Origin of the sequence: Alkalihalophilus pseudofirmus OF4 (assembly GCF_000005825.2) — a bacterium.
Lineage (GTDB): Bacteria > Bacillota > Bacilli > Bacillales > Bacillaceae_D > Alkalihalophilus > Alkalihalophilus pseudofirmus.
Genome location: NC_013791.2, coordinates 2,131,256 through 2,151,241, shown reverse-complemented (window position 1 = coordinate 2,151,241; position 19,986 = coordinate 2,131,256). Strand labels below are relative to the sequence as shown.

The following is a 19,986-nucleotide window of genomic DNA, read 5'->3' as shown; positions in this document are numbered from 1 at the left end:
GTGGTTTAAATATGTAAAAATCTATTATAAATATATAAAATTATATAACAAAACGACCTTTTTCTGATATAATAAAACAAAAGAGTTAAAAAAGTCAGACAAAAGGGGGCGTGTCTTTTCGTGTTATCCATCCTTAAAAAATGTAAATATGGAGTGTTGATCTCCATTTTAACGATAAATATGTTAGCCCTTATTGTAGTCCTCTCTGTTCACGCTTGGACTTATACGGAAGCGGGAAAAGTTCCTCCAAAAACCGCTGTTTTGCTGCATGCTGTTCATCATAATTTAGTTCCTGCAGATATGAAACCGCCGAAATTTTTTGTGCAAGGCGGCAGTCCTTCATTTACTAGAGAAAACATTTCTATTCCAGTTACTGACGGAAGTGAAATTCAAGCCAGAATGTATCGTCCGATTAAAGGAGAGGGTCATCCGATTATTCTCTATTATCATGGCGGTGCATTTATGAAAGGCTACGGCGATATTAATACTCATGACAATATTGTCCGCTCACTTGCTGCTAGGACAAAAAGTATTGTTATTGCCGTGGGCTACAGAGTGGCGCCAGAACATCCTTTTCCTGCAGCAATTGAAGACAGCTATGATGCCTTTGTGTGGGCTGTTAGTGAGGCGGAAAACTTAGGAGGAGACCCTTCTAAAGTAGCTGTAGTAGGAGATAGTGCAGGCGGGAATTTAGCTACCGTTGTCTCGCTGATGGCTAGAGACCGTAATGGGCCTGATATTGCTGCGCAGGCACTTCTTTATCCGTTAACGACCTTTCAAGATGTTGAGTTTGACTCAAGGGGAGTATATGACAGCGGGTATTATCTATTATCTAGAAACGTTATGTTAAGAGCTAGAGATACGTATACCCCTGAAAAGGAGATGTGGAAGCTTCCTTACACATCCCCGCTTGAGGCAGATGATTTATATAAAATGCCCCCAGCTCTAGTGATTACGGCTGAGTTTGACCCGCTTCGTGATGAAGGAGAAGCTTATGCGAAGCGGTTAGCTGAACATGGTGTCTCTGTACGTACTCTAAGATATAACGGTGTAATGCATGGGTTTATTTCTTTTTATGAAGTCATGTACCGAGGGAATCATGGACTGAATCAAACGGCTTCTTTTCTTAACCAAGTTTTTGAGGAAGCTCCTCAATATGAACCCTATCACTTGCATGTGTACGAGGGTGTAGAACAAACAAATCAGTTCCGAGAAGAAGCAGAGGCGTATGCCATTGGAAGCTTTCTTTTAGGGAGGCAGGCACTATCAATGATGCCATTCACACAATAAAAGGCGAAGCAGAGGCTTCGCCTTTTTTACGTTTGAGCACGCTTAATGAACATTCTTTCGTCTTCAATCAGACCGCACGCACCACATTGTACTTTTAGTTCCGGTCCGCGGTATGGAGTATGAAAAGGGTCTAACTGATCGTTTGAGTATTGTTCAACGAGTGAGCCATCTTGAGGATTTAATTTTACTGGGGTCGCTACTTGCTCGATCAAATTAAAACGAGAGCGATTTGTTTTACAGTTTGGGCATAGATAGGGTGAACTCATTAAAAAGCCTCCTCTTCAATTTTCTTATCGTTTATTATGTGTCAGAAGGTGGAGTCCTATTACTTTTTTGCTTTTTATGTAGAAGAGTGGTTCTATTGAAAAAAGGAAGTGAATAAGATACAATAAAATGAATGACAGTCAGTCGGTTTTGGAGGCGTTAATGAATAACAAACAGGAAACAAAATATGAACTTATATTAAATGCCGCATTTGAACAAATGAAAGAGAAGGGATTTGAGAAAGCTTCTATATCACAAATTGTAAAACATGCGGGAGTGGCTCAAGGAACATTTTATTTATATTTTGATTCAAAGGGAGCCATTGTACCTGCCATCGCAGAACGAATTCTAAATGAACAATTAGAAGCTATTCAACAAGAAGTAAAGAAAGATGATTCGATCTTTCAAATTGTGCAAGTGTTGATAGATCAAACCTATCAAGTAACTGAGGAGCATAAAGAAGTGATTAAGTTTTGTTACTCAGGGATTGCTTATTATCACTCGTTTCAAAGATGGGAAGATATTTACCGGCCTTACTATGAGTGGCTGGAGTCGAAATTAAACATCGCGATGGAAGCTGGCCACATTCCAATGGGACGTTCGATCACTCATTTGGCGAGTTTTATTATCGGGTTGATTGAACAATCTGCAGAAACGTACTTTTTCACAGATGCAAAAAAGAGTGCAGAAGAATTAACTTTGTACAAAAAAGAATTATATGATTTTATCGAACGAGCAATAAGCTGATGCATTCATTGGCTTTTTGTGGACTAAAAATGACTGACGTTCAGTCATAAATTATTAATGAGGTGCTAACATGAGTGAAAAACGCGTATTAATGATATCGGTTTATGGTGCGCTGCTTTTTGCTGTTATTGGAGTAGTTTGGGGCTTAATCATCAACTCACAGATGATTTTATTTGACGGGGCTTATTCTTTTATAAGTGTTGTCTTATCTCTAATGTCTTTACTCGGTGCAGCATACATTAAAAAGCAGGATGAAAAACGTTTCCCATTTGGAAAAGAAGTGCTTGAGCCGATTATTATTATTGTTAAATATAGTATCATTTTAGTGTTGTGTATAGTGGCACTCGCATCATCAGGATATGACCTATTTACAGGGGGGAGAGCTGTAGATCCCGGGTATGCGCTCGTGTACTCTATTCTTTCAACCGTCGGCTGTGCTGTTGTCTTGTATTTCTTGTCACAAAAAAAGAAAACAAGTCAATCAGGATTTATTGAAGCTGAACAAAAGCAGTGGTTAATGGATACATTGTTAAGTGGGGCTGTCCTTGTAGGTTTCTTAGGGGCAACGATTGTATCTTATACTCAGTATGCAGCATATGTGGCTTATATTGATCCGCTGATGGTACTTTTAGTGTCCCTATATTGCTTGAAGCTTCCATATGTGATGATTAGAGATAACATTCGAGAAGTGTTAGAAATGTCCCCTGCACAACCTTTGCAAACTCACATATTAAAACTAGTGGAAGAAACGGAGATGAAATATCGTTTCGTAGAATCAGTCACCCGCACATCGAAAGTAGGGGAAAAATTATATATTGAGATTGACTTTATTTTAGATCCATCTTCTAAAGCTCAAACGGTACGAGAGCATGATGAGATCAGAGAAGAAATTAATCTAAAAATGAAGGATATTCATTATACAAAGTGGTTGACCGTTTCATTTACTCAAGATCGTAAATGGGCGTAAGAAGAACTCCCTGCCAATGTACTTAGGCAGGGAGTTTTTGGTTTATGAGCAGAAATAGCTGGGTATGTATTTAATAAGCGTATTATTGAACGAATATGCAAGAAGGGAGGATACCGAATGGGGTTACGCAAAGAACAGGAACAACGAAAGCTGCCTCCTAAGCATCGATCCGATGAAAAGCGTCATGATGAAAATGAACGCTTTGAAAAATTATTAGATAAACTCGAAGACATGACAACAAATGGTCGTTTAAAGGATATGGCCTATCACTTCACCGACAAAAAAGAAGTGATTAAAACCAATCTTTTAGCAGGGATTGCTAGAGGTGTTGGATTGACAATAGGAACCGCTATTTTTATTGGGTTATTCATTTTCATTTTAACTCAAATGATCTCACTTCCAATTGTAGGAGAATGGGTAGCTGAATTTTTAGAGATGGTCGATCAGTATCGTGAGCAGCCATAAAGGATAAACTAAATGACGAGGTGATACATATGGATTGGTTAGGAATTGGAGTATTAATTTTAGCTATTGGTTTTGCGGTATTAGTCGCATTACTAATCCCGGTACTTAAAAAACTTACAGAAACATTGGATAATACGGCAAAAACGATTTCACAAGCAGAAAAAAGCTTGGATGATATTACAAGTGAAACAAAATTAGTCTTGTACAATGCGAACGAAACGTTAATGGATGTTAACCATAAAGTAAGCAAGCTTGATCCACTGTTTGATGTGGTAGAAGATGCAGGGCAAGCAACGCATCATCTCACTGAAACATTAGCTGATTATACCGGTGCAAAAATGGATGAAGTAAGGACTGGAGCTGAAGTCGGCAGACAGAAGAACCTAAAAGGATTTGTACGCGGCGTCGCTCTTATGTATTACTTAAGAAAAGCAAACAAGAAAAGAAAAGGACAAGCCGCTGATGCTAAGGTAAAGGTAACAGTAAAAGAAGAAATTTAGAAAAAAGCTGATGAGATCATCTCATCAGCTTTTGTTATTTGAGGTATTAAAAGCTTCATCGTAACGCTAATTGTTGATTTCCACTGTAGAAGTTTTATTTTAAAACGCCCAGTTTCCGTCGCGGAAGACGGGTTCGCGTGTACCGTCTTTTTTAATGCCGTCAATATTCATATCACTCGAACCGATCATAAAATCAACGTGAGTATTGCTCGTGTTTAAGTCGTTTTTCTCAAGCTCTTCCTTAGACATCTCTTTTCCGCCTTCAATACAGAATGCGTAAGCACTGCCGATTGCTAAGTGATTTGATGCGTTTTCATCAAATAACGTATTGTAGAATAAAATATTCGTATCAGAAATAGGTGACTTATGAGGGACAAGAGCCACTTCACCAATATAGCGGGCACCCTCATCAGAGTCTAGCAAACGCTGTAATGTTGCTTCCCCTTGTTCTGCTTTGAAGTCGACCACTTTTCCATCTTTAAATGTAAGTGAAAAGTTATCAATAATCGTTCCGCCGTAGTTAAGCGGCTTTGTACTTGATACCGTACCATTGACGCCTGTTTTCTTAGCTGAAGTAAACACTTCTTCAGTAGGCATATTGGCAACAAAATCTACACCATCTTTATTTGTGCTTCCTCCGCTTACCCATAGGTGCGATTCAGGAAGTTCGATCGTAAGGTCTGTTCCTTCAGCAGTATAGTGAAGCGCTTCATAATGCTTCTCATTTAAAGCGACCATCTTTTCATCTAAATTAGCAAGATGTGATTTCCAATCGGCTACTGGGTCTTCATTGTGAATGCGAGTAGCTGCAAAGATTGCATCCCAAAGCTTCTGAACAGCTTCTTCACCTTTCGTATCTGGAAAAACTTTTTCTGCCCATTCCACAGAAGGTACGGCTACAATTGACCAGCTGATTTTATCAGCCATTACATACGAACGGAATCCGGCCATCGCTTTCCCGCTTGCTTTAGCAGCATTCGATACACGCTCAGGATCCGCATCTTTCAGTAGGTCAGGGTTAGAACCCGTGATGCTTAAGAAAGCTGCACCGCTCTCTGCAAGTTCTTCATATCCTTTTGCAAGCCATTCAGGGAATTCGTTAAATGCCTCATCAGGAGCTAGTTCATATTTAGTCTTTGTAATCTGTTCATCATCCCAAATGACTTGTACATGCTTAGCGCCAGCTTCATATGCTTTTTTTGCGACAAGTCGTACATAATCAACAGCTGTTAGCGGTGTACGAACAATTAACGTTTGATTTGGCTGGATATTAATGCCGACTTTAACAGCAAGTTCAGCATACTTCTCTAAATTGTCTTGAAAAGTTGTCATAGAGTCATCCTCATTTCTTTTATGTATTATTATTTTATTCTTCACTATTTTACCAACATTATGACTCAAAGGAAAGAAACGGTACTTAAGTTAAAAGAATAAGCACTATTTTGGTTTTTATGGTACGATAGTAAACGCAAAAAAGTAAAAAGTAGAATAAAGAAGATTCACGATTACGTGAAAGAGGTTCGCAAACTCCCTCTATAAAAAACTATAAATGAAAACAGCATCAATGAGATGTCGTTTTCTTTCGTTCATCATCTATAGAATGACCCTAAATCGGGTACTTTATGAACATGAGAACGGACCGTATACTCTTTGTGAGACATACGGTTTTTAGCAGTCGCAGTTTAATGCTGCGAGGAGTTTAACGAATGCTCGTTCTTCTTCAACTGTGAAGGGGGAACTAGAGTCATGAAACAAGATAAAGCAGTCGTTGTATTCAGCGGCGGCCAAGACAGTACAACGTGCCTGTTTTGGGCATTGAAAGAATTTAAGGAAGTAGCTACTGTAACGTTTGATTATGGGCAAAGGCACTCCAAAGAGATTGAATGTGCAAGGAAAATCGCTGACGAATTAGGTGTTTCCTTTCATGTGTTAGATATGGGGCTTTTGAACCAGTTGTCACCTAATGCCCTGACTAGAGCTGATATTGAAGTAGAAGCAGGCGATGATGGTGAGCTGCCATCTACTTTTGTCGAAGGGCGTAACCTCTTATTTTTATCATTTGCGGCGATTTACGGTAAGCAAATCGGTGCTAAACATATTATTACAGGAGTATGTGAGACGGATTTCAGCGGCTATCCAGACTGCCGAGATATTTTTGTGAAATCATTAAATGTAACCTTGAACTTATCAATGGATGATCAGTTTGTGATTCACACGCCATTGATGTGGTTAAATAAAGAACAAACATGGAAGCTTGCTGATGATCTAGGGGCTCTTTCATTTGTCAGAGAGAAAACACTTACTTGCTATAATGGCATCATTGGTGATGGCTGCGGGGAATGTCCGGCGTGTGTACTGCGTAAAAAAGGCTTAGATGATTACTTGGCATCGACTGAGGCGGGTGAAGAATCATGATTCAGCAGTTCTATCCTCAAGTCCCGCATTCTTATCGGTTTGAATTAAATAAAGATATGCATCTCGCTGCAGCTCATTTTATTAATGACGAATCAGCAGGGGCATGCCAAAACATACACGGACATACGTATTTTATTAATGTAACAATTGCTGGAGATGAGCTTGATTCAACAGGCTTTCTTATCAACTTTAAAAACATTAAAACGTTAGTTCATAAAAGGTATGATCACTCCTTATTAAATGAGCATAAAGAGTATGAAGATCTTGACCCTACGACCGAAGTAGTTGCTATGCAGATTTGGGAAACGATTCAATCTCACCTAGACACGCTTTCAAATCAACCGAAATGTATTCAAGTACTCGTGCGAGAAACTCCGACAAGCTATGTCGTCTATCGTCCGAAACCAGAGGAACTAGCATGAAAAAGATCCCGGTAATGGAGATTTTCGGACCGACCATTCAAGGTGAGGGGATGGTTATCGGTCAAAAAACAATGTTTGTCAGAACGGGCGGCTGTGATTACCGTTGTTCGTGGTGCGATTCTGCGTTTACATGGGACGGTACCGGTAAAAGTAATCTAATGACCGCAGAGGAGATTATTAAGCAATTAAAAGAAATTGGTGGAGACAGATTTTCTCATGTAACTATTTCTGGGGGAAATCCGGCTATTCATCAAGGAATTGGAAAGCTCGTGTCTTTTTTGAAGAGCTTGGGAATTAAAACTGCGGTTGAAACGCAAGGATCTCTTTGGCAGGAGTGGATGATGGAGGTTAGTGATGTAACGATCTCCCCGAAACCGCCTAGTTCAAAAATGGAAACAGACTTTGATAAGCTCGACTATTATATCGACCGGCTTAAAGACCAGCATGTCAGTTTGAAAGTTGTTGTTTTTACCGAAGAAGATCTGGAATATGCCAAGCATATCCATGAGAGGTACCCGGAGATTCCAATGTATCTTCAAGTTGGGAATGATGAAGTAGAGTCTGTTGAAAATGATTCATTAATCTCTCATTTATTAGATCGTTATGAGTGGTTAATTGATCAAGCTGTAGCATCAGAAACATTAAATGACGTAAAAGTATTACCGCAGCTCCATACGTTGGTATGGGGAAATAAACGAGGCGTCTAAGGAGGATTTGAATATGGGTGGACGTAAAGATGAAGATTTGCAAGGTGTAACACTGCTTGGAAATCAAGGGACAACATATGATTTTGAATACAATCCGAAGATTCTAGAAGTGTTTGATAACCAGCATCCAAATAGAGATTATTTTGTTAAATTTAATTGTCCGGAATTTACTTCTCTTTGTCCGAAAACAGGGCAGCCAGATTTTGCAACGATTTATATCAGCTATATTCCTGGTGAAAAGATGGTAGAGAGTAAATCGTTAAAGCTTTATTTATTCAGCTTTAGAAATCATGGAGATTTTCATGAAGACTGTATGAATATTATTATGAATGATTTAATCGAATTAATGGATCCACGCTATATTGAAGTGTGGGGTAAATTTACTCCGCGCGGCGGTATTTCAATTGACCCTTATACAAACTACGGCAAGCCAGGAACAAAGTATGAGAAAATGGCTGAATACCGTTTAATGAATCATGACTTATACCCGGAGACGATTGATAACCGTTAAAGGAATAGCGCAATCCTTGTTGAATACATCTATTGAATAGAATGGGTAGTCACAATTTGCAGGAGGGATCAATTATGGGCTTACTTGACGGTTTAATGGGCAATGCATCAGAAATTAACCTTGCCGAAGTAGAGAAAGAGTTAGAAGTGATTCTCATTGATGGAGAAAAAATCGAGAGAGGCTACAAACTCATTCGAGACCTGTTTATTTTTACAAATGCCAGATTGATCTTAGTTGATAAACAAGGTGTTACAGGGAAAAAGATTGAGTATCACTCGATTCCTTATAAAAGCATAACGCACTTCAGCGTAGAGACGGCAGGTACGTTTGATCTTGATGCAGAACTGAAAATCTGGGTCTCAAGTACGGCAGAGCCGATCAAGAAACAATTTAAAAAAGATAAAAGCATTTTTGATGTTCAAAAAGCGATTGCCACATACGTAATGAACTAATACATCCGCTATTTTAGCGGATGTACTTTTTTTGGAAGACTCGAATTGAGCGTTTTTACTGCTGAAATCAATTATGAGGTTATATAATAGATTAGTGGCTGTTAATCATGTATATACATTGTGCTAAATCGTACAGCATGTAACAGATAGTTTAAATGGTAGAAAGAAGGAAAAGAATGAATAAACATCTTATCAAAGCCGCCATTCTCTCCATTTCGATACTGACCGTTATGGCTGGTGCTGCCGTCTCGCCTGCACTTGCAGATATTCAAGCGGCTTTTCCAAATTCAAGTGAAACGACGATTAAACTCATCCTTACTTTACCATCATTATTTATTATTCCGTTCACATTTATTTCGAGTTACTTAACAAAAAAGATAGCTAAGAAAACCATTGTATTGATTGGGATTAGCTTTTATGTGGCTGGCGGAGGGCTTGCGGCTTCGATTGAGTGGTTGCTTGTCTGCCGTGCTGTCTTAGGGATTGGAGTCGGCTTTTTAATGCCAATTTCAACGTCGCTCGTTTCTGATTTCTTTGACGGCAGAGAAAGAACAGCTGTGATGGGACAGGTAAGTGCATCTAATAACCTAGGCGGCATTATCTTATTTTTATCTTCAGGGCTGCTTGCAGCCATAAGCTGGCGTGTTACGTTCAGCGTGTATTTGGTCGCTTTGGTCGTTGCACTGATTGTTGTTTGCTTTCTTCCTAAACGCAGTCCTGAAACAATTCCTATCGGCACGACGCTGTCTCCCTTGCCTAAGAAAGTCTATATGTTAGGGGGAGGCTTGTTCTTTTTAATACTAGCTTTTTATTCAATCCCTGCCAACATGGCATTATTTATCCATGAGGAAGGCATCGGGTCTTCACAAATGGCAGGAATCATCATTGCGATTGCTACAGCCACTGGGTTAGTTGCCGGTATAGTGTTAAATAAAGTGAACCAATTATTGAACGCATATGTGATCCCGATCCAGCTCTTTTTAATGGCTGCAGGCTTTCTGTTGGTTGGTTTCTCATCTCATTTGGCATTTTTAGCTGCTGGTGTTGCGTGTATGGGGTTTGGCTTTGGAATCATCATGCCGATAGTGTTTGACCGAGTAACAAGAGAGGTACCTAGAATCCAAGTTGTTCAGGCGATGGCTCTCGTAACGAGTCTCTTATTTCTTGGTCAATTCGCTTCACCTATCATATTAGACGGGATTGGAATGATAGCTAACCAACCTTCGATCCGATTTATTTATCAATTCGTCGGTACAGCGATGCTTATTGTATCACTTGCTTATTTATTTATTGTATATAGAGTCAAAAATCATTCCTATCTAAAAGAGGAAGAATCATAATAATGCATAGAAAAGAGGCTTGCAACTAGCAAGCCTTTTTCGTCATTAGTAGATTTTAGCCGTTATTGCCATTGTAGAACGTCACAGTTCTTGAAGTCGGCAGAGTTGGCTGTAAAGTTGTACAACGGTCAGGGTTAATATCACCTAGAACAGTTACACCAGCTTGAACGAGCTTCTCACGAGAAACGGTGATTTGAGTTCTGATGATGACTTTGAACGTGATAGTAGCTAAAGATACAGCCCCTGCCACTGTGATGCCTGGTGTAATGACTGGTTCTAAAACTGCTTCGATAACTGGAACGGTTTCTTGTAAGTCATCTCCCACACAAGCTCCCGGGCATTCTGTTTCCTCTTGGAAAGGCAAATTAAGAGAAACTTCAATTGGGAGTGCTACTCCGGCAATATTAATATTAGCTGTAACTGGTACATATCCAGAGTTAACAACTTTTCCATCAATTAACGTTCCACGCATGACAATGCCGTTTGGATTAGCTGTTACATTCGAAAAAGAAATTAAAGCTAAATCGATATCATCACCAATCCCTAACTCAACAGTGGGTACACGTAACTCCGCTACCTTCTGAACTGACTTCGTACAAATAACAGAATTCACCTTCAAGCACTCAATGCTTGGCTGTGCAGGCTTGTGGTATTTTTCTTTCCCACAGCAAAAATCCCCTAAATGATTGTGTTGATTACAATGAAAATCCATTTGATCCTCTCCTTAATAGTTTGATAGTTTTTGATTCACTTTAGCTCTACTAAATGAATCTCTACATCCTATTAAAAGGAGGGGAGGCTTGCTCTAGACATTGAAACCAATTAGATAAAATTGGTAATTTAAACCATGGTGAAATGAGCTAAGATGATTCGTTAATAATCAAATTTTTTCTTTTTATGACTGTAAAAACATGAAGTTTCCTCCTTGAATTTTTCCTTTGTGCATTTACTTTCTTCTTTTTTCTTTTTTGGTTCTTTTGGTTTTTTAGGCTTCTCATGTTTAGGTGTCTCTTGATAGCAAATAATTTGTGGCGGGGTGCTCGTAAGGTTACAACGGTTTTCGTCCACATCCCCTATAATAGTCACGGCAACTGTTCCGATTTTTTCTCTAATAACGGTAATTTGTAAACCTAATATTACTTTAAATACAACATAAGAGTAGCTGCCTTCTTCACAAGGAATAATCTGTGGAGGAACAACCCCTTTTAAAGTAGGGATTGTTTGTTTAAGAGTGTCACCAGGGCAGACATCATCACATTTAATTTCTTCTTGAAACGGCAGCGTGATTTTTTTAATACATTGGTTATTCACTATAATACTTCCTTTAATAAATCCTTGTAAGATAATAAGGTCATGAAGCAAAGTTCCTTGGATTTCAGTGGTCATCAAATCAGGTACAAATTGGATTTGGCTGCAGCCATCAACTTTCAGCTCTGTTTTTGTATGTGCAACCAGTTTTACTTCCTTTGCACATATAACTGATTGAATAAGTACAGGTTCACTTGATAATCCTTTTTCTTTCATACATTTTTCTTTATTATGCTCCATCATAGCACTGCTCCTTTGTTTGAGTATAGGCATTGATACATATATATGAAAGAGCAAACTTTTGGTCACTTTCAAAGAATGATATAAAGATTGGAAAGTACATTAAAACATCAGCTTCATCACTCCTAAACAAATAAACAAAAGGCCGGGAAGTGAGGCAATATATTTCAAGATAAATGGATTTTTCGTTTCGTATCCTCTTATAATTCCGAATATAAGCGCAAGAAAAAGAATCGTTCCTGCGAGCGGGGCGAACCAAAATGGTCTCTCTGCAAATCCAGCCTGTATACCATAACCGACACTGTCGACATTAATTAATAATGCGATAATGACGAAATACGATTGACGGTATAGAGGAAGTTCATTAAACAGGTTATACACCCCTACACCAATCATTAAAATCGCTGCAAGTGTTTGAATCATTGAGGATGGGATGACCTCTCCAAGCAGGCGGCCGACACCCATTGAAAGAAAAATGACAATAGCTGAGAAGATAGAGATAAAAATTAGAACGATTAATGGGATTTTAATTCGTTTAAGCCCGAACATAAAGCCGATCACAAATCCATCTATACTGACTAATAAGGCAAGCAACACTAAAAAGAGAAAGCCCATTTATACAACTCCTTGGACATGGTATATGACAGCTTATGACTCATGCCTCTAGAATAAGACTTTAAACTGTGATAAAGTGGCTACGGAATATGTAACCAATACAATGAGGTGAATTAGTTGAAGCATTCATACATCGTCATTTTATTTATCTCTTTATTTGTCCTTGCGGGGTGTAACCAAGGCGCAGGAAATGATTCTGTTGATTCCGACTCTGTCAATACAGATACTTCCGATGCTGTTACTTTTGAAACGGAGGATGCAGTAGCAGTAAGCGAGATTGCTAGAGGAGATGAGCAAGGTGAATCAGCTGAGCAAGATGAGTTTGGTGACCAGCAAGTGATTGAAGAAAGTGATCTAGAACAATGGGAAGAACCTCAACATCATGAGGATGAAACCATTGAAGCAGAGGAATCACCACAAGAAAGTACGTCAACAACTAAAGATTTAGAAGAAACACCGGATGAAAAAAGTGAAGAGGCAGAAAGTATGAGCGTTTTAGCATCAGGTGTAAAGGGATTTGAACTTGATGTGGAATTTGAAGATGGCGGAGAGGTAGAAATCGAATATGAAGTCAAAAAAGATAAACCTAAAGCCAAAGTCAAAATGAAGCAAAAAGGCAAGGGGAAAAGTAAGCACGAAATAAAAGGGAACGATGCTGTACAATATACGGAAGCTTTACTTGCTGAGTTATATGTTGAAAATGACTCACTAACTGATGCCCTAGCAGAGCAGCTGTTAGCCAAACTTGAAGTAGAGACATCAAACGTTAAAAAAATTGAAATAGAAATCGAGTTTGAGAACAAATCCAAATTGAAATATAAGCGCGACTGAATACATATATGACTGGATTAAAATAAGCATGGAGCAAACGCTCCATGCTTATTTTTTGCCATATGCAAATGGCAATGATACTAACTCGTAATGCTGTTTGTAAGAATTGAAGTAACCCATTACTTGATTAACATACTCTTGACTTTGATTATAAGCAAATAATGCCTCTTCATACTCGCCGTCACTTGCACCGTGATCAGCTAAATACCTCGCAGCAGAATAAGCCGCATCATACATATCAAAAGGATCTGCTACCCCGTTACCTGTCGCATCGACGCCATATCCGCGATGTTCTTCAATCAGGGCTACATCTGTAATGTCTATTTCATCCTCAATCTGCCCAAGATCTCCTCCGGGGTAACTCCAGCCGACCCATGTTCTAGGCATGAACTGAAAGTGACCAACTGCCCCCACAGGGCTGATGAGGGGATCCATTGTTGAAAAAATGGTCTCCACCCGATGTACGGATGCTAAAAGTTCCCACGGGACATCATATTCATCTGCTGCATCTTGATAAATAGGGACATATTCTTCTGGTATATGATGTTGTCCGATCAGCGTCTTATAGGTAAGCTGTCTTACTTGATCATTCTTCTCAAAGGACCATACACCAATGATTAAAATGATGAATGTCATAAAAAATAAAAACGTAAAGAATTTCTTCACATGCAGCCATCCTTTTTTAAGAAAATCGTATCATGTATCAGCTGCTAAGGATCTGTAATATGAGCTGATGTAATTAACTTGTAATCTATTTAATAAACCGAAATTTATAGCTTTATTTATTATAAACAAAAACAACCAGTCAGAAAACAATTTTCGACAACTTTTCACAAAGTAGCTCGAAGCTTGCAGGGTTCTTGTTTCAAGTACGATAAGGATGGGAATAAAGGATGATACAAGTGGTGACTGACAGGTGGTGATTGGAATATGTCGAAGAAGACAAAGACAGAAGTGTTTATTGCCGGTGGAGGAGTTGCAGGACTCACTCTTGCCCTAAAGCTTGCTAAACATCAAATTGATGTCACTGTAGTTGAGAAGCAAAAGGGCATGGGGAATGTGTATAAAGGTGAGCTGCTTCAGCCAAAAACCTTATCAATCTTTGAAGAGCTTGAAATTTCGACACAAATCAACAAAGAAATTAATCCTCTTCAAAAAATTGTAACTAAAGAAGTGGATGAGAAGAATCGACAACTACTTGAAGTGGTGATGGATTATTCTAGACTGCCGATCGAGAATAATACGGCAGCCATGATCCCACATAACACATTAAAAGAAATTCTCTTAAATGAGGCGAGTCGTTATCCGCATTTTCATCTGCTTCAACCCGCGGCATTCCTTAGGAAAGAAGGCACGAATGAAGTCGTCATAAAAAGAGAAGGCCTGGAGTCGGTGATTGAGGCAAATATAATTATTGGGGCTGAAGGCAGAGGCTCTAAAGTGAGAAAATCTGTTGATATACCGTTAAAACAATCCACATACACCCACCAATTTCTAACCGTAACCTTTCCCTCACCTCCTTCTTTAGTCGATGGAGAGATGATTGGTAATCATGAGCGTTTTCTTGGACTTTTTCCGCTCCCAGACGGGGAAGTTCGGTCTGTTTTATTAATCAGGGGCGATGAATATAAACAAATGAAAAAACAAGGGTTAGAAGCATTTTATGAAGCTTATATTCAACTGAAACCTGAGCTTGAAGGCTATGTGAATCAAATAAAATCTTGGAAAGATATTCAACTGATGGTACCGATCAGGCACACTGTCACACATTACACTGAAGGTAATGTGGTTATTATTGGTGATGCCGCACACAGCGTTCACCCAATGGCTGGTGAAGGGATGAATTTAGCGATTCAAGATGCCTATGTGTTAGGAGATCTTATTTCTTGGATGTATGAAGTGAGGCGACCATCAGATTATGAGCTATTAAAATGGTTCGAAGACGTTCGTGGTGAGAGAGTGGAGTATTTGTCATGGCTTTCGCATCAATCTGCACTGATCTATAATTTGCGCGGACACATTCCGCAAAAGCTGCGAGTGTTAGCAATCAAACGGCTAGCTCTCAACAAGCGTCTTCATGATAAACAAATGATGAATATTGCTGGAATTGGATTGTGGAAGTTTGGGCTTACAGATGGTTTATCAGCATTTGGCTTTGGGAAAAGAGAGTTATCAGAGAAAGTGCTGAATAAACATATGTTCAATAAAAAAGATGATTTTCCCTGGAGATATAAAAAGAAGAGGTGAAGAGCATGCAGCTGACAGAATACAAAAAGCTATGGAATGCTAGAAAGTGGATGAAACGAAACGAACCATTTTTACCGACTTGGCATGCACACCTTGGCTACAGTCTAGACTTATTTAACCATTTTAAAAAAGGGGCGACTGTTGAAGAAGTAGCAATAAATAATGAACTAAATCAAGACCTGCTGCAGCGCTGGGTTGATGTAGGCATTGTTTTAGGGCATTTAAAGCAAAAGCGCAAAGGGATAATAAAGCCAAAAAGGTCGCTTGTAAAATATGTATCTAAGGATAGTGACTCCTCAGTAGGGATTTTAATTAAAGAGATGATGGAGTTACATATCCCTACGATGTTGTCATATAGGGATTTGATGCAAGGGAAAGAAGTGAATTTTTTTGAAACGGATTATGGAGATACGGTTGCGCAGACTTCAGCACTGCTTGAAACCATCGCTTTCCCTAAAGTTTTAGAGGTAGTAAAGAAAGAAAAAATAAAATCAGTATTTGATGTAGGGTGTGCATACGGAGGATATTTGAAGCGTCTTCATGTGAAAAAGCCTAAGTTAAGATTAAAGGGGCTTGAAGCGGACGAAGGTGTAGCAAAGAAAGCAAAAGAGGAGACTGAAAACAGTAATATCGACATTGTTGCAGGCGATATCAAGCAATATGAATCAGATGAAGAGTTTGATCTTGTGATGATGAATAATCTGCTCTATTACTTTTCAAAAGAGGATCGTGCAGAGCTGTTTAAAAAGTCTAGTGAAATTGCTGGGAGAAAAGGGACGTTGATTGTGATTTCCCCGCTTGTTCAATCAAAGCACGGACAAGCATTTGCATCAGCATTTAACAGCTTTATGTCCGCGCATGAAAACATGTATCCCGTTCCATCTGAGCGTGAGTTAAAACAATATGCAAAAGCAGCAGGATTTAAATTCAAAAAAACAACCCCTGTAGTGAAAGAAGGCGGATGGTACATGATGGTGTTTAAAAAGTAAACTCTTCAATTAATGCAATTCTTGTTTGATTGCGTTGAGGAGTGCTTGATACTCTTTTGGCTCCCTAAATTGAGAAGGACTCCAATTCTTTTTGATCCATGCTACAAGTTCCATCGGTTCATTAAACACTCTGCCGCTCGTGTCAAAGGTTTTCAGTGTATAGATCTGATTATCAGGGTCTACAGTGACTGTACAAGGGTCTGCACACTCTAAACTTTGCAGGCTGTATTCCATAGTCATCATCTCCTTAAGTAAGAAGGTTAAGGTGGTATATAGGTGTAGTGTAACCATATTGTAAATAAAATAAGCCACTCACTTTATAATCCTTAACATAAGTGCAGGAGTATGAATGTAGCGCGGGATGAGTAATCTAATAAATAAGCAATGATGCAGCCGTTACATTGTTAAAGGAGACAGCATATAATACGTTTTGACAGCCTGTATTACACGAGTGAACGGTACAGGTCATTAGACTCAACTGCAAAAAAGGTATGCATATCATTTTACGTTCAACCTTAGTTTCGCTAAAATAAAAGTATTATGGCAAGAAAAGGAGAGTTTTACATGCATGGTACTTCACATCAAGAGGATCTAGGATTATTTCAAACGATAGAAGAGCGACACTCAGTAAGAAAATATGAGGCTGATTACAAGATGCCAGAAGAGGATCTAACGGCTATTTTAGAAGCGGCGGCATTGGCTCCTTCTTCTTGGAATTTACAGCACTGGCGCTTCCTTGTCATTGAGGACGCGAAGAAAAAAGAGGAATTGCTGCCTATCGCCTATAACCAAAAGCAAGTGGTAGAAAGCTGTGTAACGATTGCAGTATTAGGAGATGTAGAAGCTAATAAAGAAGCTGAAAATGTATACGGTGAAGCTGTAGAAAAAGGCTTCATGACTGAACAGATTAAAGATACGTTAGTCAGTCAAATTAATCGAGCATACGAGAAAGACCCAGCCTATCCGCGTGAACTAGCTTTAACAAACGCATCTCTAGCTGCCATGCAATTAATGCTTGCAGCCAAAGCAAAAGGATATGATACATGCCCTATGGGTGGCTTTAATGAAGAAGCGTTCATTAAAGCATTTAATATTCCAGATCGTTTCACTCCGGTTATGCTGATTACGCTTGGTAAAGCAGCAATCCCAGCTCACCGATCTTCAAGAAAACCTCTTGAGGAATTAACAATTAAAAATTCTTTTTAAGGTCGTCTGGGTGCTGCAGCTTTCTGCAGCACCCTATTCTGTGGTGTATAAACTATAAAACTGACATGTTCGTAAAGAAAGAATGTAAGATTGGAGAATAGTAATCATGATTGATTTGACGTTTGAAACGTATACAGAAGCAGCGTTTTCCTCAATGACCCTTGTAGAGACTTATGAGATGCAAAACTGGCTTCATCATGTCATCAAGTTTGAGGGGAGTGGAATTCCGGAAAATCTTATAGAACCTGAAGCTCTTATTATTACAAATCATGAAGGGAACATCCTTCAAATAGTGCTGCGAGAAGAAGGCTGTGACTCTCCGCTCTTTCAATTTACTGAAAATGAAAAAAGTCAGCTGGAAAAGTGGTTTAATGAAAATTGGACGAAATAGAAAAGGGAAGACAGCCAGGCTGTCTTCCCTTTTCTATTATTAAGATATAATGAGCGAGATTAACAACTTGAATCAGTGGGTTTTGGAATAGAAAGGCCAAACAGCGGGCGCAGGTAAAGAGCAACGTATGTGCCGGCTAAAGCCATAACAGCCCAAACCCAGCCATGTAAACTGAATGATGCCACACCGCTGAAGTATGCTCCAATGTTACAGCCAAATGCAAGACGTGCACCGTATCCCATCATAATTCCTCCTATGAGAGAAGCGATCATCACTTTGGGAGGAATTTTCTTTAGTACAAACACGCCGCCAGCTGCTGCGGCAATAAAGGCACCAGCCATAATTCCGAAATTCATGACACTTGTTGAATCAAGAAAGACCGATTGGTTTAACTCTTGTGCACGCTCACCGGACCAATAGCCCCAGCTTGCCACATCAATGCCGATAAATTGAGCAGCTTTTGATCCCCATAAAGCAAAAGCACTTGTGATTCCCCATGGCTGACCTCTGACTAAAAGTGTTACCGCATTTAGTACGGCGAGTACTACACCTGCGATGAGGAGCGGCCATGAGCCTCGGAAAATACGTTTCATACCTTGTGCGGATGGTACTAATGCCATTTTAGGCGGATTTTTCTTACGTTGAATATAATACGTTAGAAAAATGATGCCCGCAAAAATCACTAATTGTAAAAGCCAAGCACCGCCGTATCCGAGTCCAGTATCTGTAGCTAATGAAATAGCAGGAAGCGTTGGTGTTTCGTTCATCCAAAAATCAAAATGAGCAGCCCCGATAACGGAACCTGCAATAAAGCCAAATAGCGTAATAAACATCGAAGAGCGTCCGCCTCCAACCGAGTAGAGAGTACCAGAGGCACAGCCGCCTCCCAGCTGCATGCCGATTCCAAAGATAAAGGCACCGACTAATAAACTCGTACCGACTGGTGATACAAACCCAGTTGGATCATGCCCATAAAAACTTGCTCCATAAGCTAATATCGGAGCGAATAAGGAAGAGGCTACAGCAAGCATCAGCATATGAGCTCTTAGCCCTTCGCCATTACCAACGGACATCAGTCTGCGAAAAGCAGACGTGAAACCAAAGCGAGCATGAAATAAAGTATATCCGAGTAATAAACCGATCCAAAGCTGGATCAGCAGGTTAGCATCTGCAATCGTAAAAGTTGCAATACTTAACAAAATAGCTGCTGTGATTCCCGCTGCCAAAAAGATGGTCTGCACGGGCGGGAGTGCAGGGTGTTCAAGCGAGCGAGAATCTAGCGGCTCCGCTTTTGTTTGTAAATTCATTTATAAACACCTCTAATTCTTAGTGGTTTAATAGGATATGAACATGGTAAAGGATTGTTACAAATGCGTCAACAATAAAAGCCTATCCAATTTATTGAATAGGCTTTGGTGCTAGTTGGTTGAAATGGATTTCAAGTAAGTAAAGATTTCCTGTGAATGATCTTTAAGTGTGTATCCTTCCGCAGCTAAGACAGCTTGGTGTTCTTTATTGAATAACCAAGATTCTACGTGAATGTCCTTCACATGACTAGCTAATTCTTCTTGTTCAGAGGTTGTCAAAGATTCTTCAACAGTGGTACATATAAAAGAGCGGCACACAGCATTTTTAAATGAGGGAGGCAGTGTGCAGCCTTTGCCGTCTTCAAAATAACGGCAGACAGAATAAGATGTTTTTAAGTCGTCAAATTCTAATGATGATAATGATGTATGTTTAGAAACTTCGAAAAACGCTGGGTGGACAAAAGCATGTACACAAATTGTGTAATCAAAAATCACAGCATGCTCGTCCTTTAGCAGGTTGAAGTAGAAAGCAGGATTGGATTGTGCCATTTTTGCCAATTCAAATAACGTAAAAACGGGACTATAGGAGCAGCATCCAACTTGTGGAAGATCTGCAATAGGCCTCCTGAAATGAGGTTCACTGCAAGAAAAACAGGCATCTGTAAGCAGCTGGCGGTTCTTTTTGTCAAAATTTATCATCTGAAAACGTCCTTTTATAAAAAATATTGAAAAAAAGCAATAAATCTTTCGAAATAACTAGATTTTCTGAATA

General features: G+C 39.4%; 25 protein-coding genes and 1 riboswitch. Of the genes, 16 read left to right on the top strand and 9 right to left on the bottom strand.

Features of this window, described 5'->3' with window-relative positions; translation table 11 throughout:
• Window positions 1–120: 120 nt before the first annotated feature.
• The gene (locus BPOF4_RS10860) at window positions 121–1,290 is read left to right on the top strand and encodes an alpha/beta hydrolase (protein ID WP_012959211.1); all 1,170 of its coding nucleotides are present in this window, start codon (window positions 121–123) and stop codon (window positions 1,288–1,290) included.
• Between the two features lie 26 nt (window positions 1,291–1,316).
• On the opposite strand, the gene BPOF4_RS10855 is transcribed toward BPOF4_RS10860, so the two are convergent.
• Complete coding sequence (locus tag BPOF4_RS10855; RefSeq protein ID WP_012959210.1) at window positions 1,317–1,556, bottom strand: hypothetical protein; 240 nt, start codon at window positions 1,554–1,556, stop codon at window positions 1,317–1,319.
• A 160-nt stretch (window positions 1,557–1,716) separates the two neighbouring features.
• On the opposite strand from BPOF4_RS10855, the gene BPOF4_RS10850 reads away from it, so the two are divergent.
• The 4 genes from BPOF4_RS10850 to BPOF4_RS10835 all read left to right on the top strand — a co-directional run bounded on the left by BPOF4_RS10850 (window position 1,717) and on the right by BPOF4_RS10835 (window position 4,233).
• Window positions 1,717–2,301 carry a TetR/AcrR family transcriptional regulator gene (locus tag BPOF4_RS10850; protein ID WP_012959209.1) on the top strand — a complete coding sequence of 195 codons (585 nt, stop codon included), beginning with the start codon at window positions 1,717–1,719 and terminating at the stop codon, window positions 2,299–2,301.
• 70 nt (window positions 2,302–2,371) lie between these two features.
• On the top strand, window positions 2,372–3,268 hold the full coding sequence (locus tag BPOF4_RS10845) for a cation diffusion facilitator family transporter (RefSeq protein ID WP_012959208.1): 897 nt from the start codon (window positions 2,372–2,374) through the stop codon (window positions 3,266–3,268).
• A 117-nt stretch (window positions 3,269–3,385) separates the two neighbouring features.
• Entirely contained in the window at window positions 3,386–3,733 is a 348-nt protein-coding gene (locus BPOF4_RS10840) for a DUF5665 domain-containing protein (RefSeq protein ID WP_012959207.1), read from the top strand.
• A gap of 29 nt (window positions 3,734–3,762) precedes the next feature.
• Window positions 3,763–4,233 (top strand): DUF948 domain-containing protein, encoded by a 471-nt coding sequence (locus tag BPOF4_RS10835; RefSeq protein WP_012959206.1) that lies wholly within the window; start codon window positions 3,763–3,765, stop codon window positions 4,231–4,233.
• A 99-nt stretch (window positions 4,234–4,332) separates the two neighbouring features.
• Here BPOF4_RS10835 and BPOF4_RS10830 read toward each other — a convergent pair whose 3' ends face one another.
• Window positions 4,333–5,565, bottom strand: coding sequence for an aminopeptidase (locus tag BPOF4_RS10830; protein ID WP_012959205.1), 1,233 nt, complete (start codon window positions 5,563–5,565; stop codon window positions 4,333–4,335).
• 177 nt (window positions 5,566–5,742) lie between these two features.
• Window positions 5,743–5,786, top strand: a riboswitch (PreQ1 riboswitch).
• 193 nt (window positions 5,787–5,979) lie between these two features.
• Here BPOF4_RS10830 and queC point away from each other — a divergent pair.
• From queC to BPOF4_RS10800, 6 genes are all read left to right on the top strand, one after another.
• Window positions 5,980–6,648, top strand: a complete 669-nt coding sequence (queC, locus tag BPOF4_RS10825) for a 7-cyano-7-deazaguanine synthase QueC (RefSeq protein WP_012959204.1) — start codon at window positions 5,980–5,982, stop codon at window positions 6,646–6,648.
• A complete protein-coding gene (gene queD / locus BPOF4_RS10820) occupies window positions 6,645–7,070 on the top strand; it encodes a 6-carboxytetrahydropterin synthase QueD (protein ID WP_012959203.1) in 426 nt (141 codons plus the stop codon). Before queC ends, queD begins: the two co-directional genes overlap by 4 nt.
• The gene (gene queE, locus BPOF4_RS10815; protein ID WP_012959202.1) at window positions 7,067–7,777 is read left to right on the top strand and encodes a 7-carboxy-7-deazaguanine synthase QueE; all 711 of its coding nucleotides are present in this window, start codon (window positions 7,067–7,069) and stop codon (window positions 7,775–7,777) included. The genes queD and queE overlap by 4 nt, the downstream gene beginning before the upstream one ends.
• 13 nt (window positions 7,778–7,790) lie before the next feature.
• On the top strand, window positions 7,791–8,288 hold the full coding sequence (gene queF, locus BPOF4_RS10810; protein WP_012959201.1) for a preQ(1) synthase: 498 nt from the start codon (window positions 7,791–7,793) through the stop codon (window positions 8,286–8,288).
• Window positions 8,289–8,362: 74 nt separating this feature from the next.
• Window positions 8,363–8,740: a PH domain-containing protein gene (locus BPOF4_RS10805; protein WP_012959200.1), complete on the top strand. Its 378-nt coding sequence runs from the start codon at window positions 8,363–8,365 to the stop codon at window positions 8,738–8,740.
• 176 nt (window positions 8,741–8,916) lie between these two features.
• Window positions 8,917–10,080, top strand: coding sequence for an MFS transporter (locus BPOF4_RS10800; protein WP_012959199.1), 1,164 nt, complete (start codon window positions 8,917–8,919; stop codon window positions 10,078–10,080).
• A 55-nt stretch (window positions 10,081–10,135) separates the two neighbouring features.
• On the opposite strand, the gene BPOF4_RS10795 is transcribed toward BPOF4_RS10800, so the two are convergent.
• The 3 genes from BPOF4_RS10795 to BPOF4_RS10785 form a co-directional block, all read right to left on the bottom strand.
• Window positions 10,136–10,792, bottom strand: a complete 657-nt coding sequence (locus BPOF4_RS10795) for a hypothetical protein (RefSeq protein WP_012959198.1) — start codon at window positions 10,790–10,792, stop codon at window positions 10,136–10,138.
• 161 nt (window positions 10,793–10,953) lie between these two features.
• On the bottom strand, window positions 10,954–11,703 hold the full coding sequence (locus BPOF4_RS10790) for a hypothetical protein (RefSeq protein ID WP_158305569.1): 750 nt from the start codon (window positions 11,701–11,703) through the stop codon (window positions 10,954–10,956).
• A gap of 27 nt (window positions 11,704–11,730) precedes the next feature.
• A complete protein-coding gene (locus BPOF4_RS10785) occupies window positions 11,731–12,243 on the bottom strand; it encodes an MntP/YtaF family protein (protein ID WP_012959196.1) in 513 nt (170 codons plus the stop codon).
• A 117-nt stretch (window positions 12,244–12,360) separates the two neighbouring features.
• On the opposite strand from BPOF4_RS10785, the gene BPOF4_RS10780 reads away from it, so the two are divergent.
• Window positions 12,361–13,074: a YusW family protein gene (locus BPOF4_RS10780; RefSeq protein WP_012959195.1), complete on the top strand. Its 714-nt coding sequence runs from the start codon at window positions 12,361–12,363 to the stop codon at window positions 13,072–13,074.
• Window positions 13,075–13,122: 48 nt separating this feature from the next.
• Here BPOF4_RS10780 and BPOF4_RS10775 read toward each other — a convergent pair whose 3' ends face one another.
• Entirely contained in the window at window positions 13,123–13,740 is a 618-nt protein-coding gene (locus BPOF4_RS10775) for a lytic transglycosylase domain-containing protein (RefSeq protein ID WP_012959194.1), read from the bottom strand.
• 264 nt (window positions 13,741–14,004) lie between these two features.
• Here BPOF4_RS10775 and BPOF4_RS10770 point away from each other — a divergent pair, with 264 nt between their 5' ends.
• Together BPOF4_RS10770 and BPOF4_RS10765 are read left to right on the top strand one after the other, a co-directional pair.
• A complete protein-coding gene (locus tag BPOF4_RS10770) occupies window positions 14,005–15,321 on the top strand; it encodes an FAD-dependent oxidoreductase (protein WP_012959193.1) in 1,317 nt (438 codons plus the stop codon).
• A gap of 5 nt (window positions 15,322–15,326) precedes the next feature.
• Window positions 15,327–16,310: a class I SAM-dependent methyltransferase gene (locus BPOF4_RS10765; protein ID WP_012959192.1), complete on the top strand. Its 984-nt coding sequence runs from the start codon at window positions 15,327–15,329 to the stop codon at window positions 16,308–16,310.
• Window positions 16,311–16,319: 9 nt separating this feature from the next.
• On the opposite strand, the gene BPOF4_RS10760 is transcribed toward BPOF4_RS10765, so the two are convergent.
• Window positions 16,320–16,544, bottom strand: coding sequence for a hypothetical protein (locus BPOF4_RS10760; protein ID WP_012959191.1), 225 nt, complete (start codon window positions 16,542–16,544; stop codon window positions 16,320–16,322).
• A gap of 330 nt (window positions 16,545–16,874) precedes the next feature.
• Here BPOF4_RS10760 and BPOF4_RS10755 point away from each other — a divergent pair, with 330 nt between their 5' ends.
• Window positions 16,875–17,516 (top strand): nitroreductase family protein, encoded by a 642-nt coding sequence (locus BPOF4_RS10755; protein WP_012959190.1) that lies wholly within the window; start codon window positions 16,875–16,877, stop codon window positions 17,514–17,516.
• 106 nt (window positions 17,517–17,622) lie between these two features.
• Entirely contained in the window at window positions 17,623–17,907 is a 285-nt protein-coding gene (locus tag BPOF4_RS10750; protein WP_012959189.1) for a hypothetical protein, read from the top strand.
• A 59-nt stretch (window positions 17,908–17,966) separates the two neighbouring features.
• Here the strand turns inward: BPOF4_RS10750 and BPOF4_RS10745 are convergent, their stop codons facing one another.
• Together BPOF4_RS10745 and BPOF4_RS10740 are read right to left on the bottom strand one after the other, a co-directional pair.
• Window positions 17,967–19,214 carry a YeeE/YedE family protein gene (locus BPOF4_RS10745; protein ID WP_012959188.1) on the bottom strand — a complete coding sequence of 416 codons (1,248 nt, stop codon included), beginning with the start codon at window positions 19,212–19,214 and terminating at the stop codon, window positions 17,967–17,969.
• Window positions 19,215–19,325: 111 nt separating this feature from the next.
• Entirely contained in the window at window positions 19,326–19,913 is a 588-nt protein-coding gene (locus tag BPOF4_RS10740) for a hypothetical protein (RefSeq protein ID WP_012959187.1), read from the bottom strand.
• Window positions 19,914–19,986 lie beyond the last annotated feature (73 nt).